At 72.6% G+C, this 16,214-nt stretch carries 12 protein-coding genes; 8 read left to right on the top strand and 4 right to left on the bottom strand.

The genetic code is table 11. The features are described 5' to 3' along the window. Nucleotides 1–2: 2 nt before the first annotated feature. Nucleotides 3–908, bottom strand: coding sequence for a helix-turn-helix domain-containing protein (locus FM076_RS26350; protein ID WP_173873389.1), 906 nt, complete (start codon nt 906–908; stop codon nt 3–5). Nucleotides 909–1,158: 250 nt separating this feature from the next. On the opposite strand from FM076_RS26350, the gene FM076_RS26345 reads away from it, so the two are divergent. The 6 genes from FM076_RS26345 to FM076_RS26320 all read left to right on the top strand — a co-directional run bounded on the left by FM076_RS26345 (nt 1,159) and on the right by FM076_RS26320 (nt 8,645). Further along, nucleotides 1,159–2,040: an SAM-dependent methyltransferase gene (locus tag FM076_RS26345; protein ID WP_173873388.1), complete on the top strand. Its 882-nt coding sequence runs from the start codon at nt 1,159–1,161 to the stop codon at nt 2,038–2,040. Between the two features lie 181 nt (nt 2,041–2,221). Then, entirely contained in the window at nt 2,222–3,040 is an 819-nt protein-coding gene (locus tag FM076_RS26340; RefSeq protein WP_173873387.1) for a TIM barrel protein, read from the top strand. Then, the gene (locus FM076_RS26335) at nt 3,040–4,008 is read left to right on the top strand and encodes a 2-hydroxy-3-oxopropionate reductase (protein WP_345945449.1); all 969 of its coding nucleotides are present in this window, start codon (nt 3,040–3,042) and stop codon (nt 4,006–4,008) included. Before FM076_RS26340 ends, FM076_RS26335 begins: the two co-directional genes overlap by 1 nt. 130 nt (nt 4,009–4,138) lie before the next feature. Further along, the gene (gene gcl / locus FM076_RS26330; protein WP_173873385.1) at nt 4,139–5,908 is read left to right on the top strand and encodes a glyoxylate carboligase; all 1,770 of its coding nucleotides are present in this window, start codon (nt 4,139–4,141) and stop codon (nt 5,906–5,908) included. Nucleotides 5,909–6,191: 283 nt separating this feature from the next. Then, a complete protein-coding gene (locus tag FM076_RS26325) occupies nt 6,192–7,667 on the top strand; it encodes a catalase (protein ID WP_173873384.1) in 1,476 nt (491 codons plus the stop codon). 279 nt (nt 7,668–7,946) lie between these two features. Beyond that, a complete protein-coding gene (locus FM076_RS26320) occupies nt 7,947–8,645 on the top strand; it encodes a hypothetical protein (protein ID WP_173873383.1) in 699 nt (232 codons plus the stop codon). Nucleotides 8,646–8,738: 93 nt separating this feature from the next. Here the strand turns inward: FM076_RS26320 and FM076_RS26315 are convergent, their stop codons facing one another. Beyond that, complete coding sequence (locus FM076_RS26315) at nt 8,739–10,424, bottom strand: AMP-binding protein (protein ID WP_173873382.1); 1,686 nt, start codon at nt 10,422–10,424, stop codon at nt 8,739–8,741. A 124-nt stretch (nt 10,425–10,548) separates the two neighbouring features. Here FM076_RS26315 and FM076_RS26310 point away from each other — a divergent pair, with 124 nt between their 5' ends. Then, entirely contained in the window at nt 10,549–11,568 is a 1,020-nt protein-coding gene (locus FM076_RS26310) for an endonuclease/exonuclease/phosphatase family protein (protein ID WP_345945238.1), read from the top strand. A 33-nt stretch (nt 11,569–11,601) separates the two neighbouring features. On the opposite strand, the gene FM076_RS26305 is transcribed toward FM076_RS26310, so the two are convergent. Then, nucleotides 11,602–12,765, bottom strand: coding sequence for an XdhC family protein (locus tag FM076_RS26305; RefSeq protein WP_173873380.1), 1,164 nt, complete (start codon nt 12,763–12,765; stop codon nt 11,602–11,604). A gap of 97 nt (nt 12,766–12,862) precedes the next feature. After that, nucleotides 12,863–14,344 carry an NCS2 family permease gene (locus FM076_RS26300; RefSeq protein ID WP_173873379.1) on the bottom strand — a complete coding sequence of 494 codons (1,482 nt, stop codon included), beginning with the start codon at nt 14,342–14,344 and terminating at the stop codon, nt 12,863–12,865. A gap of 653 nt (nt 14,345–14,997) precedes the next feature. Here FM076_RS26300 and FM076_RS26295 point away from each other — a divergent pair. Continuing rightward, a partial coding sequence (locus FM076_RS26295) for a PucR family transcriptional regulator ligand-binding domain-containing protein (protein ID WP_243274643.1) occupies nt 14,998–16,214 on the top strand: 1,217 nt, incomplete at its 3' end.

Genomic DNA, 16,214 nt, shown 5'->3' with positions numbered 1-16,214 from the left:
GCTCAGCGCAGCTCGTCCAGCAGTTCCTCGATGAAGCCGATGGTCTCCGCCGGGGAGAACGCCTCCGCGCACAGCCGGTCCATGATCAGCGTGTACTGGTCGATCTCGCTGGGCTTGTCGAGGTAGACGGCGTTGGTCAGGTGCTCCAGGTAGACCTTGTCCGGCAGGTCCGGGTCGGCGAACCGCAGCAGGGTGACGGGCGTGCCCGCGGCGGCCGCTGTCACCTCGAACGGAGCGACCTGGAGCGTGATGTGCGGCAGCCGCACCAGCTCCAGCAGGTGTTCGAGCTGCTCGCGCATCACCTCGGCGCCGCCGAACGGGCGCCGGACCACCGCCTCGTCCACGACCGCCCACAGATGCGGCGGGTCCGCGCGGTGCAGCAGCTTCTGCCGGGCCATGCGCAGCGCCACGATCCGCGCCACCTTGCGCGGCTCGGTGTTCGGGTAGCCGAGCCGGCTGAGGGCGTACGCGTAGTCCTCGGTCTGGAGCAGCCCGGGCAGGAACTGGACCTCGTACGTCCTGATCATGGAGGCGGCGTCCTCCAGGCCCAGGTGCAGCTCGAACCAGTCCTCCAGCACGTCCGAGTACTGGTACCACCAGCCCGGTGAGTTGGCCTGGCGGGCCAGGTCGAAGAACTCCTCGCGCTCCCTCGGGTCGTGGATGCCGTAGAGCGTCAGCAGATCCCTCAGGTCCCGCTCCTTGGCACCGACCTGCCCGCGCTCCAGCCGCGTGATCTTCGCGTGGGAGCCGCGGATCGCGCGGCCCGCGTCCTCCCGGGAGATGTCCAGTGCCTGCCGGAGCCTGCGCAGCTTGACGCCCAGGATGATCCGCAGGGCGGTGGGCCCGTTCGGCTGTTCCTGCGCGGCCCCGCGCAACGGCTCTCCGGACGGCTGCAAGATGGCGGACATCTCCGACTCCCAAGGGTGACTGGGCGGTCACAACAGTGTGGCACCTGGGCACCGGTCCGGTACAGGCGCCGGGAGAACGCGCGCCCGACCGGCTGTCCCGCCGCCGTGGCGCCTCCATACTCCCCTGAAAGGAACCTGGCAACCACCCTTCCGGACACGGCAGTTGCGGTTCCGGAACGAGGGGCGTCCGGGCGGACGGCAGCAACTACCATGCCGCACACCAGCGGTGGCTCGACGACAGGGGCGGAACATGGACGGGAACGGCGAGCGGCGACGGCGCGCGGTACGCACCCGGAGGGCGCCGCGGAGCGAACGCGACCTCGGCCTCGACCGGCACCACAGCGCCCGGATCTACGACTACTTCCTGGGCGGCAAGACCAACTTCCCGCCCGACAGGGAAGTGGCCGAGAAGCTGCTGGCCGCCTTCCCCGGCTTCCGCATCGCCGCCCGCGCCAACCGGGCCTTCATGCACCGCGCCGCGCGCTACCTGGCCGGCATCGGCGTACGGCAGTTCCTCGACATCGGCACCGGCATCCCCACCAGTCCGAATCTGCACGAGGTGGCCCAGGCCGAGGCTCCCGAGACGCGGGTGGTCTACGTCGACAACGACCCGATCGTCCTCTCCCACGCCCGCGCCCTGCTGACCGGCACGGCCGAGGGGCGGACGGCCTATGTGGAGGCGGACATCACCGCGCCGGACTCCGTCCTCGACTCCGCGCAGGTGCGCGAGACCCTCGACTTCGGCCGGCCCATCGCGCTGTGCATCGTGGGGATGATGCACTACATCACCGACGCGCACGACCCCTTCGGCATCGTGCGGCACCTGGTGGACGCGATGCCGCACGGCTCGTATCTGGTGCTCTCGCAGTGCACTCCGGACTTCGCCCCGGAACAGTGGGAGAAGGCCATGGAGGTCTACAAGATGGACGGCGGCAGCGCCCAGGTGCGGCCCCGCGCGGAGGTGGCCCGCTTCTTCGAGGGGCTGGAGTGGGTGGAGCCGGGGCTGGAGGTACCGCACCGCTGGCACCCGGAGGTGGAGACCGCCGATGTCGCCCACATCCCCGCGGACGGGCCGGGCGGCACCACGGACGCGCTCGTGAGCCTCTGGGCGGGGGTCGCCCGCAAGCCCTAGCCCCGCCGTTCACCCGCAGGACCTCCCGGTCCCCGGCCCCGGGCTCCGTCGCCACGACGGAGCCCGGGGCCTTTTCGCTGCCCTGAAGCCCTTGACAGGACCGGATCACCGAGAGCAAAGTTCCAATGAGCAGAATATAGATTCCACTATACGGAATAACTCCGAAGGGAGGGCGGTCGCAGTGGTCTCCTCGGACCGGTTCACCGTCAACGCCTCGATCCTCTTCACCGAGCTGCCCCTGCTGGAGCGCCCGGCGGCGGTCGCCGCCGCGGGCTTCGACAAGATGGAGCTGTGGTGGCCGTGGGTGGACGCGCCCGTGCCCGAGCAGGCCGAACTCGACGCGCTGCGCGGCGCGATCGAGGACGCCGGAGTGCGGCTCACCGGGCTGAACTTCTACGCCGGCCGGCTGCCGGGCCCCGACCGCGGCGCCCTCTCCGTCCCCGGTGAGGAGTCCGAGAAGTTCCGCGCCAACATCGACGTGGCCGCCGGCTTCGCCCGCTCCCTGGGCTGCGAGGCCCTCAACGCCCTCTACGGCAACCGCGTCGAGACCGCCTCGGACGAGGAGCAGGACGCCCTCGCGCTGGAGAACCTCGCCCTGGCCGCCCGGGCGGCCGACCGGGTGGGCGCCGTCCTGCTGATCGAGGCGCTCAACGCCCCCGAGTCGCCCAAGTGCCCCCTGGTCAGCGCGCCCAGGGCGATCGAGGCCGTGGACGCGGTGAACGAGGCGACCGGCCTCGGCAACGCCCGCTTCCTCATGGACCTCTACCACCTGTCCATGAACGGCGAGGACCTGCCCGGCGTCATCGACGCCCACACGCCGAAGACCGGGCACGTGCAGATCGCCGACAACCCCGGCCGCGGCGCCCCCGGAACCGGCTCCCTCGACTTCGAGGACCTCCTCGGCCGGCTCGACAAGGCCGGCTACACCGGCCTCGTCGGCCTGGAGTACAAGCCCGGCGACAACGGCAGCGCCGCCTCCTTCGGCTGGCTGCAGAAGTAATCACCCACCCGTCACGGGCCGGTTGCGGCACCCCGTACCAGCGAAAGGCACCACACATGGCTCACACGCCCGAGAACACGAAGATCGGCTTCATCGGCCTCGGCATCATGGGCGCGCCCATGGCGCGCAACCTCCTCAAGGCGGGGTACGAGGTGACGGCCTACACCCTGGAGCCCGAGAAGATCGAGGCGTTCGTGAAGGACGGCGGCAAGGGCGCGTCCTCCATCGCGGAGGCGGCCAGGGGCGCCGACGTCGTCATCACGATGGTCCCGGCCTCCCCGCAGGTGGAGGAGGCCGTCCTGCACAAGGGCGGCGTCCTGGACAACCTGCGCGAGGGCGGCCTGCTCATCGACATGTCCTCGATCACCCCGCAGACCTCCATCGAGGTCGCCGAGGCCGCCAGGGCCCGGGGCATCAGGACGCTGGACGCCCCGGTCTCCGGCGGCGAGGCGGGCGCCATCGAGGCCGTGCTGTCCATCATGGTCGGCGGCGAGCAGGAGGACTTCGACGCCGCCAAGCCGGTGTTCGAGGCGCTCGGCAGGACGATCGTGCTGTGCGGCCCGGCCGGTTCCGGCCAGACCGTGAAGGCCGCCAACCAGCTCATCGTCGCCGTCAACATCCAGGCCGTGGCCGAGGCCGTGGTCTTCCTGCAGAAGTCCGGTGTGGACCTGAGGGCGGGCCTGGAGGTCCTGAACGGCGGTCTGGCCGGCTCGACCGTGCTGACCCGCAAGAAGGACAGCATCCTGGCGGGCGACTACAAGCCCGGCTTCAAGATCGACCTGCACCACAAGGACATGGGCATCGTGACCGACGCGGCCCGCGCCGTCGGCGCCGCCGTCCCCGCCGGTGCCCTGGTGGCCCAGCTGGTCGCCGCGCTGCGCGCGCAGGGCGACGGCGGCCTCGACCACTCCGCGCTGGTGCGCGGCGTCAAGCGCCTCTCGGGCGAGAACCCCGACGGCGCCCACTGAGGACCCGACCGCCTCCCCCGGCGGGTCCCGCCCCCAGGCTCCGGACGGCGGCGCCGACACTGTCCTGTCGCGCCCAGGCGCCGCCGTCCGGGTTCCACTCACACCGAACCAGGAGAGTTCGATGGCTCGTATGACCGCTGCCCGAGCGGCAGTCGAAATCCTCAAGCGCGAGGGTGTCCAGGTCGCGTTCGGCGTGCCGGGTGCGGCCATCAACCCCTTCTACGCGGCGCTGCGTGCCGCCGGCGGCATCGAGCACACGCTCGCCCGGCACGTCGAGGGCGCCTCGCACATGGCCGAGGGCTACACCCGCACGGCACCCGGCAACATCGGGGTGTGCATCGGCACCTCCGGCCCGGCCGGCACCGACATGATCACCGGCCTCTACTCGGCGACCGGCGACTCGATCCCGATCCTGTGCATCACTGGCCAGGCGCCGGTCGCGGTGATCGAGAAGGAGGACTTCCAGGCCGTCGACATCGCCTCCATCGCCGCGCCCGTCACCAAGAAGGCCACCACCGTCAAGGAGGCCGCCCAGGTGCCCGGCGTCTTCCAGGAGGCGTTCCACCTGATGCGCTCGGAACGGCCGGGCCCGGTGCTGGTCGACCTGCCGGTCGACGTCCAGCTGACGGAGATCGAGTTCGACCCGGACACCTACGAGCCGCTGGTGCCGCACAAGCCGGCCGCCTCCCGCCGCCAGGTCGAGAAGGCCATGGACATGCTGGCCGAGGCGGACCGCCCGCTGATCGTCGCGGGCGGCGGCATCATCAACGCCGACGCCTCGGCGCTGCTGGTGGAGTTCGCCGAGCTGACCGGCATCCCCGTCGTGCCCACCCTGATGGGCTGGGGCGCCATCGGTGACGACCACGCGCTGCACGCCGGGATGGTGGGCCTGCAGACCTCGCACCGGTACGGCAACGCCACCTTCCTGGAGTCGGACTTCGTCCTCGGCATCGGCAACCGGTGGGCCAACCGGCACACCGGCGCCCTGGCCACGTACACCGAGGGCCGGACGTTCGTCCACGTGGACATCGAGCCGACGCAGATCGGCAAGATCTTCGCCCCGGACTACGGCATCGTCTCGGACGCACACGCGGCGCTGACCCTCTTCGTGGAGATCGCCCGGGAACGCAAGCGGGCCGGGCGGCTGAAGGACCTGTCGGAGTGGGCCGACGACGCCCGCCGGCGCAAGGGCGAACTCCAGCGCCGTACGCACTTCGACAACGTGCCGCTCAAGCCGCAGCGCGTGTACGAGGAGATGAACCGGGCCTTCGGACCTCAGACCCGGTATGTGTCCACCATCGGCCTCTCCCAGATCGCCGGCGCGCAGTTCCTGCACGTCTACCGGCCGCGGCACTGGATCAACTGCGGCCAGGCGGGCCCGCTGGGCTGGACGATCCCGGCCGCGCTGGGCGTCGCCAAGGCGGACCCCCAGGCGAGCGTCGTGGCACTCTCGGGCGACTACGACTTCCAGTTCATGATCGAGGAACTCGCGGTCGGCGCGCAGCACCGGATCCCGTACGTGCACGTGCTGGTCAACAACTCCTATCTGGGGCTGATCCGGCAGGCGCAGCGCAACTTCGACATGGACTTCCAGGTGAACCTGGAGTTCGAGAACATCAACGCGCCCGAGCTGGGCGGCTACGGCGTCGACCACGTCAAGGTCGCCGAGGGCCTGGGCTGCCAGGCGATCCGCGTCACCGAGCCGGACAAGCTCCTGCCCGCCTTCGAGGAGGCGAAGAAGCTGGCCGCCGAGCACCGGGTGCCCGTGGTGGTGGAGGCGATCCTGGAGCGGATCACCAACATCTCCATGAGCGGCAGCGACATCGCCTCGGTCAACGAGTTCGAGGAGCTGGCGGCGGAGGCCGCCCACGCGCCGACGGCCACGGTGCCGCTGGGCTGAGGCCGTCGCCCGGCTGGCGGCCCCGCGCGCCGGGGCCCGCTCTCCGGCTTGACCGATGCCTGCTCTCCGGCTGGTGCGGACCCGGCGCGGGGGACGGGAAGGGGGTGCCCCTGCCCGTCCCCCGCCGTCCGCGGGCCCGTTGTGGCCGATCGCGCCGTTCCCCGCGCCCCTTGGGGGTGCGGGTCCACCAGTTTCAACAAAGTGTTGACGCCCCGATAGGGCGTCCTTACGCTCCAACATGCGGAAGATGCTTTCCGCGATTCACGCCCCAGGAAGGTCGTCCATGTCGCAGTCGTCGAAGCCCACGCTGACCACCGAGGCGGGCGCGCCCGTCGCCGACAACCAGAACTCCACCTCCGCCGGCATCGGCGGCCCGCTGCTCCTCCAGGACCAGCACCTGCTGGAGAAGCTGGCGCGGTTCAACCGGGAGCGCATCCCGGAGCGCGTGGTGCACGCCCGCGGCTCCGGCGCCTACGGCTACTTCGAGGTGACCGACGACGTCAGCGCCTTCACCCGCGCCCACTTCCTCGGTGAGGTCGGCCGCCGCACCGAGACGTTCGCCCGCTTCTCCACCGTCGCCGACAGCCTCGGCGGCCCCGACGCGGCCCGCGACCCGCGCGGCTTCGCCCTGAAGTTCTACACCGGGGAGGGCAACTACGACCTCGTCGGCAACAACACCCCGGTCTTCTTCATCAAGGACCCGCTGAAGTTCCCCGACTTCATCCACTCGCAGAAGCGCGACCCGTTCACCGGCAAGCAGGAGCCGGACAACGTCTGGGACTTCTGGGCCCACTCCCCCGAGGCCACCCACCAGGTCACCTGGCTGATGGGCGACCGCGGCATCCCCGCCTCCTACCGCCACATGAACGGCTACGGCTCGCACACCTACCAGTGGACCAACGCCGAGGGCGAGGCGTTCTTCGTCAAGTACCACTTCAAGACGAACCAGGGCATCCGCTGCCTGTCCAGCGAGCAGGCCGCCGAGCTGTGCGGCACCGACCCCAACAGCCACCAGACGGACCTGCTCCAGTCCATCGAGCGCGGCGTCTTCCCGTCCTGGACGCTGTACGTGCAGATCATGCCCGCGGCGGAGGCGGCCGACTACCGCTTCAACCCGTTCGACCTGACCAAGGTGTGGCCGCACAAGGACTACCCGCTCAAGCGGGTCGGCCGGCTGGTGCTGGACCGCAACCCGGACAACGTTTTCGCCGAGGTCGAGCAGTCGGCGTTCTCCCCCAACAACTTCGTGCCCGGCATCGGCCCCTCGCCGGACAAGATGCTCCAGGGCCGGCTGTTCGCCTACGCGGACGCGCACCGCTACCGGCTGGGCGTCAACCACACCCAGCTGGCCGTCAACGCGCCCAAGGGCGTCCCCTCGGGCCGGGCCGACAACTACGGCCGCGACGGCCTCATGGCCACCAACGCCTACGGCCGGCACGCCAAGAACTACGAGCCCAACTCCTACGACGGCCCTGTCGAGACGGGCGAGCCGCTCTCCGCGCCGCTGGCGGTCAGCGGGTACTGGGGCACCCACGCGGCACCGCAGCACACCAAGGACGACGACTTCTTCCAGGCCGGTGAGCTGTACCGGCTGATGTCCGAGGAGGAGAAGGGCCGCCTGGTCGCCAACATCGCGGGCGGGCTCTCGCAGGTCTCCCGCGAGGACGTCATCGAGAAGAACATCGCCCACTTCCAGGCCGCCGACCCGGAGTACGGGCGCCGCGTCGAAGAGGCGGTGCGCGCGCTGCAGGAGGGCTGACGCCGACGGGCTTCGGGGGCCGCGCCCCGGAAGCAGCGCGGCACAAGCGGCGTGACGGGCCGATTGGGAGGTCGGCCCGCCGCGCGCCCCCGTGCGGGACGGTCCGAAGGATGAGGGGTGGCCGTCCCGCGCGGGGGCATCTTCGTGTCATCCTCCCCCTCCGGCAGGGGTTCGGCGCCCGCCCTCTTCGGAAAACCCGGTCCATCGGCGACGATTGGGTGTGTTGGGGCACGATGGCAACCTCGTGACCGCCGGACGACCCTGCCAGGAGAGCGAACGATGGCTGACAGTGTCCTCGTGCGCTGCCCCGTGTGCCGCCGCGAACACAGCTACACCGCGCCGGTGTACCCCTGCGGCTGCGGCGCCCCGGTCGCGCTGCCCCTGCTCACCTCCGTGGCCGCGACCCAGGTACGGCACCGCACGTGGGCGGGCTCCTGGATCTCCGTGCGGTGCCCGGCGTGCGGGCGCGTGGACGAATGGCCGCAGCCCGAACTGGGCTGCGGCTGCGGCACCACCCTGCGGGTACCGGTGGCGCACTCCTCGGCGCCCCCTCCCCCGCCGGTGCCGCACCGTCCCGTCGCCCCGCAACCGGTGCCCCGACCGCCCTTCCGCCCGGTGACGATCCGCACCGCCCAGGACGCCAGGAACGCCGCCGCGCACTACCTGCGGTGGCTGGGCTTCACGGACATACGCGTCGCCGAACGCACCCCCGCCTCCGGGATCGACCTGCGCGGCCCCGGCATCGTCGCCCATGTGGACCCGTCCACCTCCCCGGCCGGGCCGCGGGCGGTGGAGACCCTGTGGCTGAACGGGCTCAACGAGTCCGTCGCCGCGGTGTGCTTCGCCCTGGCGGGGTACCTGCCCCAGGCGCGCGCCCGCGCCGACGAACTCGCCCTGCCGCTCTTCGTCCTCGACCTGGCGGGCACGCCCAGCGCCGTCAACGACGCGGCCGAGACGATGATCCGCGAGCCGCGCTGAGGCCGGGGCCGCCGGAGAGCCGCCGCCGGCGCGAGCACCGCGGGTACGGCGCCGCCGGTACGGGCAAGGCCCGTACCCGCGGCTCGGGGCGGCTCACCGGTCGCGGTATTCGACTCCCGGGGTGCCGCTCTCACCGGCGGCGTGGGCGCGCAGTTCGACGCGGCGGATCTTCCCGGAGACCGTCTTGGGCAGCTCCGCGAACTCCACCACCCGCACCCGCTTGTAGGGGGCGAGCCGCTCCCGGCAGTGGGCGAACAGCTTCCGTGCCGTCCCCGCGTCGGCGGCGAACCCCTCGGCCAGCACCACGTACGCCTTCGGGACCGCCAGCCGCACCGGGTCCGGGGAGGGCACCACCGCGGCCTCCGCCACCGCCTCGTGCTCCAGGAGCACGCTCTCCACCTCGAACGGGGAGATCTTGTAGTCGCTGGCCTTGAAGACGTCGTCGGAGCGCCCCACGTAGGTGAGGTACCCGTCCGCGTCCCGGGAGCCGATGTCCCCTGTGCGGTAGTAGCCGCCGGCCATCGCCTCGGCCGTGCGCTCCGGGTCGCCCCGGTAGCCGCGCATCAGGCCGACCGGCGCGGTGGACAGGTCGAGGCAGATCTCACCCTCGTCGACGCCCGCCTTCCCCGTCACCGGGTCCACGAGCGTGACCTCGAAGCCGGGGGTGGGGCGGCCCATGGAGCCGGGCTTGAGCGGCTGGCCGGGGGTGTTGGCGACCTGCACGGCCGTCTCCGTCTGCCCGAAGCCGTCCCGGATGGTCACCCCCCACACGCGGCGGACGTGCTCGATGACCTCCGGATTGAGCGGCTCCCCCGCCGCCACCACCTCGCGGGGCACGGTGGACAGCCGGCCGAGGTCGGCCTGGATGAGCATGCGCCAGACCGTGGGCGGGGCGCAGAAGCTGGTGACGCCGCCGCGCTCCATCTCCGCCATGAGGCGGCCGGCGTCGAACCGGGTGTAGTTGTGGATGAAGATCGTCGCCTCGGCGTTCCACGGGGCGAAGAAGTTGGACCAGGCGTGCTTGGCCCAGCCCGGCGAGGAGATGTTGAGGTGCACGTCTCCGGGGCGCAGTCCGATCCAGTACATGGTCGCCAGATGGCCCACCGGGTAGGACACGTGCGTGTGCTCGACCAGTTTGGGCAGCGCCGTGGTGCCGGAGGTGAAGTAGAGCAGCAGGGTCTCGTCGGCCCGGGTGACGCCCCGCGGGTCGAAGGGACCGTCCGCCGCGTAGGCGTCCTCGTACGCCAGCCAGCCGGCCTCGGGCGCCAGGCCGCCGCCGACCGCGATACGGGTGTAGTCCCCGGCCACGTCGGCGAACTTGCCGCAGTCCGACGCCCGCACCACCACATGGCGGGCCTCACCGCGGGCGACGCGGTCCTCCAGGTCGCGGGGGCCCAGTTGCGGGGTCGCCGGGATGACGACGGCGCGCAGCTTCATCAGCGCCAGCAGCGTCTCCCACAACTCCACCTGGTTGCCGAGCATGACGATGACGCGGTCACCGGGGGCGACACCGCGCCCGCGCAGCCAGTTCGCCACCTGGTCGGAGCGGACCCGCATCTGGTCGAAGGTGACGCGGCGCTCGCTGCCGTCCTCCTCGACCAGGTGCAGCGCGAGCCGGTCGTTGCCCTCGGCGATGCGGTCGAACCAGTCCAGCGCCCAGTTGAAGTGCTCGGGACGGGGCCAGGAGAAGGCGGCGCGGGCGGCCTCGTAGTCCGTCCGGTGGCGCAGCAGCGTGTCGCGTGCGGCGCGGAACTCTTCGGTGGGCGTGGACGGGATCATGTTCCCTCCCGGTCGGCGGGGTGCGCGGGGTACCGGGCCCATCGTGTACGCACGCCCGCGCGCGCACCACCCCCGGCCGGGGGTCTTACGCGGACGTGAGGGGAGATGCGGCATCATCGGGGACGTGTACACGGGGGCGAGCACATCCGAGGGCCAGGGCGCGGCGGCGGGCGGCACGGCCGACGGCGAGCGGCGCCGGCGCCATCCCCTCGTCGCGGCGCTGTGCGCGCTGACGCTGCTCGTCCTCACGGTGACCCTGGGCTTCCGCGCCGGAGACGAGGACGGGCCCACTCCCGTCCCCCAACTGCTGGCCTTCCTCCCGTGGTTCCTGGCGCCTGCCTGGCTGGTGCTGCTCGGGGCCGCGCTGATGCGGCGCTGGCTGCTGCTGGTGTGGGCGCTGGCGGTGCTGGTGGGCACCGGCTGGTTCCTGCGGCCCTACGGTCCCCCGGCGCCCGCGGGGGCCGCTGACCGGGAGCCGAGGGCGCAGTTCCGGCTGCTGACGGCGAACCTGAAGTACGGGCGGGCCACCGGGGACCTGCTGGCGGCGGTGCGCAGGGAGCGCCCGCAGTTCGTCGCCGTCCAGGAGTGCGACACGCGGTGCGCGTCCGCGCTGCGCGGTCCTCGGCTGCGCGAGGAGTACCCGCACCGGATGATCACCGGCGTGGACGGCGGCGCGCGGGGCTCGGCGCTGCTGAGCGTCTACCCGCTGAGCGGACGGTCCCAGGTGCGCGGCCGGCTGTCGATGCCGGGTGCCGTCGCCGACGTCCACGGGAAGCGGATCGCCGTGCAGGTCGCGCACCCGATGCCGCCCCTGCCCCGGGACACGGCCCACTGGCGGACCGAGCTGGACCGGCTGCGGGCCTACGCGGCGGCGCGGAAGCGGCCCACCCTGATCGCGGGGGACTTCAACTCCTCGCAGGACCACGCCGCCTTCCGCGCCCTCCTCGACACCGGCATGCACGACGCGGCCCGCATACTGGGCAACTCCCGCACCCCGACCTGGCCCGCCAGGACCACCCCGGTGCTGGGCGCGCAGATCGACCACGTCCTGCTCAGCAGACCGCTGGTGCCGGTGGACGCCACGTTCCTGGACCTGAGGGGCACGGACCACCGGGGGCTGCTGGTGAATGTGAAACTGCTGTGACCGCGGCCCGGGGCCGCCGCCCGCGCCGGGTCCTCAGCCCGCCGCCCGCCCCGTGCCGCCCCCGACCGGGGCGGGGGCCGGGCCGGCGTCGTGGTGGATGGGGATGCGGGCGCCGTTGAGGGGGACGCCGCTGCCGCCGTACCGGACCGCGACGATCTCCGCCGCGATGGACAGCGCCGTCTCCTCCGGGGTGCGCGCCCCCAGGTCGAGGCCGATGGGCGAGCGCAGCGCGGCCAGTTCGCGGGAGGTCAGCCCTGCCTCACGGAGCCGCTCCAGCCTGTGGTGGTGGGTGCGGCGCGAGCCCATGGCACCGACGTAGGCCAGCGGCAGCCGCAGAGCGCGCTCCAGCAGCGGCACATCGAACTTGGTGTCGTGGGTGAGGACGCACACGACCGTGCGCGCGTCCAGCCGCTGCGCGTCCAGGTAGCGGTGCGGCCAGTCGACGACGACCTCGTCGGCGTCGGGGAAGCGGCGGCGGGTGGCGAAGACGGGCCGCGCGTCGCACACGGTGACGTGGTAGCCGAGGAACGTGCCGATCCGCGCCAGCGCCGCCGCGAAGTCGACCGCGCCGAAGACCAGCATGCGCGGCGGGGGCACGCTGGACTCGACCAGCAGTGTGACCGGCTGCCCGCACGAGCCGCCGTCGGCGCCGACGGTGACGGTCGCCGTGCGCCCGGCGGCCAGCAGGGCGCGGCCCTGCGCCGCGGCGGCGGTGTCGAGTCCGGGAGCGCCGCCCAGGGTGCCGTGCGGCTCCCCCTCGGCGGTCAGCCGCAGCGCGCCGCCCAGCAGTCCGGCGGGGCCCTCGGCGACCCGTACGAGCGCCGAGGTGCGGCCCGCCGCCGCGTCGGCGGCGGCAGCGGCGAGCACCTCCCGGAAGGGCGCGTCCGCGCGGACCGGTGTCACCAGGATGTCGACGGTTCCGCCGCAGGTGAGACCGACGGCGAAGGCGTCCTCGTCGCCGTAGCCGAAGGTCTGCCGGATGCTTCCGCCCGACTCCAGCGCCTCCTGGCACAGCTCGTGGACGGCGCCCTCGACGCAGCCTCCGCTCACGCCGCCGACGGCCTCGCCGTCCGCGTCCACGGCCAGCGCGGCGCCCACCCGCCGGGGGGCGCTGTCGCTGACGCCGACGACGGTGGCCACGGCGAAGTCCCGCCCCTCCTGGCACCAGCGGTGCAGCTCGGCGGCGATGTCCAGCATGTGCGTCTCCCCTCGGCGGCGGTACGGCCCGACGGGAACGGGAACGGCCAGGGACACCGCACCCGCTCCCGTCAGACGGTGGCCGATGGCCGGGAGGCTACTTGACCCCCAGCCACTGTTCGATGGGGCTCAGGGCGAAGTAGAGCAGGAAGACCGCCGACAACCCCCACATCAGCCATCCGGGCTCACGGAACCTCCCCTGGACGGCCTTGAGCAGGACGTAGGCGATGACCCCGGCGCCGATGCCCGCGGTGATGGAGTAGGCGAAGGGCATCAGGACGGTCGTCAGGAAGACCGGGATCGAGGTGGCCGGGTCGGTCCAGTCGATGTGCATCGCGTTGGTGATCATCATCGATCCGATGACGACCAGCGCCGCCGCCGCCACCTGCGGAGGGATCATCTGCGCGAGGGGCGTGAAGAACAGGCACAGGGTGAAGCCGAGGCCGGTGACCACGCTGGCGAGCCCGGTGCGCGCGCCGTCGCCGACGCCCGCGGTGGACTCCACGAAGACGGTCTGGCCCGAGGCCCCGGCCAGTCCGCCCAGCACCCCGCCGGCACCGTCGATGGTCAGCGCCTTGTTCAGGCCCGGCATCCGGCCGTCCTTGTCGGCCAGTCCGGCCTGCTGGCCGATGCCGACGATGGTGCCGATCGCGTCGAAGAAGCCCGACAGGACCAGGGTGAAGACGATGACACCGATGGTGATGCCGCCGATGTCGCCCAGCCCCTTGAACGAGACGGAGCCCAGGAGCCCGAAGTCGGGGGAGCTGACCAGTGAGCCGGGAAGCTCGGGGGCGTTGTGCCCGCCCCAGTCCTTCTTGTCGAGCCCGGCGAACTGGTGGACCAGCCCGGCGACGACGGTGCCCGCGACGATGCCGATCAGGATGGCGCCGGGCACCCTGCGGGCCTGGAGCGCGAAGATGAGCAGCACCGTGACGGAGAAGCACAGCACGGGCCAGCCGGTGAGCATGTCCGCCGTACCGAGCTGGATCGGCTTGGCGCCCGGCAGGCCGCCGGGGCCGCCCGTGGAGGTGACGAAGCCGGCCTGCACCAGCCCGAGGAGGCAGACGAACAGCCCGATGCCCATCGTGATGGCGTGCTTCAACGCCATGGGGATCGCGTTCATGATCAGCTCACGCAGACCGGTGACCACCAGCAGGATGATCACGGCACCGTAGAGCACACACATCGCCCAGGCGTTGCCCCAGGTCATCTCGGGCGCGACCTGGGTCGCCATCACGGCCGAGACGCTCAGCCCCGCCGCCAGGGCGAGGGGCACGTTGCCGATGAAGCCCATCACCAGGGTGGTCACCGCGGCGGCCAGGGCTGTCGCCGTGGTGACCTGACCGCCGTCCAGCCGGTGCCCCGTGGCGTCGGGCACCGAGAGGATGACGGGGTTGAGCAGGACGATGTACGCCATCGCCATGAAGGTGGTGATACCGCCACGTACCTCCTGGCCGAAGGACGACCCTCTGTCGGTGATGTGGAAGTACCGGTCGAGCCACGAGCGTCCGGCGGGTATCCGCGAGCCGCTGCCCGCGTCCTCCGCCGACGTCGCCGGCCCTACTTCGGACTGGGTCATTGTGCTGACTCCCAAGGTTCATAGGGGCACCCCGGCGAACGCCGGGGATTTGGGAAGCACGACCCGGGGGACGGCCCGCGTCTTGCCTGGCCCCGGCCCGGTTCCCGGCCGGAGGCCGGGGGCACGGGACGGGGAAGAGGGCACACCTCGAGGAGGTGTTCCGGTCGCACCGGGACCCGCTCCGGCGGCTGGCGGCCATACGGGTGCCCGCCAGCCGCCCCCCGGCTCCCCGGCGCACCTGTGACCGCTCCCCCGGCGGAGCACGCGGGCACCGAGCCGGCCGGTGACGTCACCGGCACCGCCGGCCTCTCCGCCTTCGCGGCGAGCGCCTCCTCCCGGCTGGCCGGGCGCAGGAACTCCATGGCGTCTCTTCTCGTGCTCGGTCGGGGGGTGCGAGCCCGGGATCCCGGGAGGGTGCGGTCGGGCAGGTGCGAGGGGGTCCGGGTGCGGGGGGGTGCGATGGGGGGTGCGGTCAGTACACCGACAGGTGCCCGCCGCTGTGCAGTAACCGAACGCATGAAGCGTTTGGCTGGTCGGCCATCGGGTCTTGTAGATTCAGACGAAAGCCGGTCGCGGGTAACCTCACGGTTTCCTCCCGGCTTCCTTCCCACGGCACGACCCCCACCCGACACACGAACGGCAGGCGACGGATCATGCGGCTGCGCGCGCTCCTGGAGAACGACTCGCTGGGGCTGAAGCTCCTGGGCGGCGAGGACGAGCTGGACCGCACGGTGCGCGGCGTCATGACCACCGACCTGCGCGACCCCAGCCGCTATCTGTCCGGCGGCGAACTGGTGCTCACCGGCCTGGCCTGGCGGCGCGCCCCCGAGGACTCCGAGTCGTTCGTACAGATCCTCACCGCCGCGCAGGTCGCGGGCCTGGCCGCGGGCGAGGCGGAACTGGGCCCCGTCCCCGAGGACCTGGTGGCCGCCTGCGCCCGGCACCGGCTGCCGCTGTTCTCGGTCGCCGAGTCCGTCGCCTTCGCCACCATCACCGAACACGTGGTGCGGCAGGTCTCCACCGAGCGCGCCGGCGACCTGGCCGCCGTCGTGGACCGGCACCGGCGGCTGATGTCCTCCGGCCCCGCGGGCGGCGGCCCCGACGTGGTGCTGGACCTGCTCGGCTCGGACCTGGACCTCCCCGCCTGGGTGCTGTCCCCCACCGGCCGCCAGATCGCCCGCCCCAGCCAGGGGCCCGCGCTGCCCCACACCGTCGCCGCCCGGCTGGCGGGCACCCACATGGCCGCCCTGCGCACCGGGCGGCGCAGCCCGCACCGGACCACCGTCGAGGGCACCGCCTACTCGCTCTTCCCCGTCCACCGCGGCGCGGGCGACCCACGGCGCACCGTGCTGTCCGAGTGGATGCTGGCCGTCGCCGCCGACACCGGCGACTGGCCCGCCGAACGCCTCGACCTGCTGCACGGCGTCACCCAGCTCATCGCCGTCGAACGCGACCGGCGCGACGCCGCCCGCACGGTCCGCCGCAGACTGGCGCAGGAGGTCCTGGAGCTGGTGCAGGCCGGCGCCCCGCCCTCGGAGACCGCCGCCCGGCTGCGGGTCGCCGCCCCCGTGCTGCTCCCCGGCCAGGGCGCCGCACCGCACTGGCAGGTCGTGGTCGCCCGCGTCGACTGGGACGAGCCCGACCCGGCCCGCGCCCTGGACGGCGGCGCGATCGCCCAGTCGCTGCTGGAGGAACTGCTCGTCGATCCCCGCACGGTGGGCCCCGACGGCTCCGACCGGATCGCCGTCGCCCATGTGGAGGGCGAAGCGGTCGCGCTGGTGCCGCTGACCGGCCGGGACGCGGACGGGCGCGAGGAGGACGAGGGCACCGGGACCCGGGCGGCATCAGGTGGACAGGCCCGCGCCGGGGG

Source organism: Streptomyces albus subsp. chlorinus, from assembly GCF_013302895.1.
GTDB classification, from domain to species: domain Bacteria; phylum Actinomycetota; class Actinomycetes; order Streptomycetales; family Streptomycetaceae; genus Streptomyces; species Streptomyces chlorinus.
This window is presented reverse-complemented; position numbering and strand designations above follow the sequence as displayed.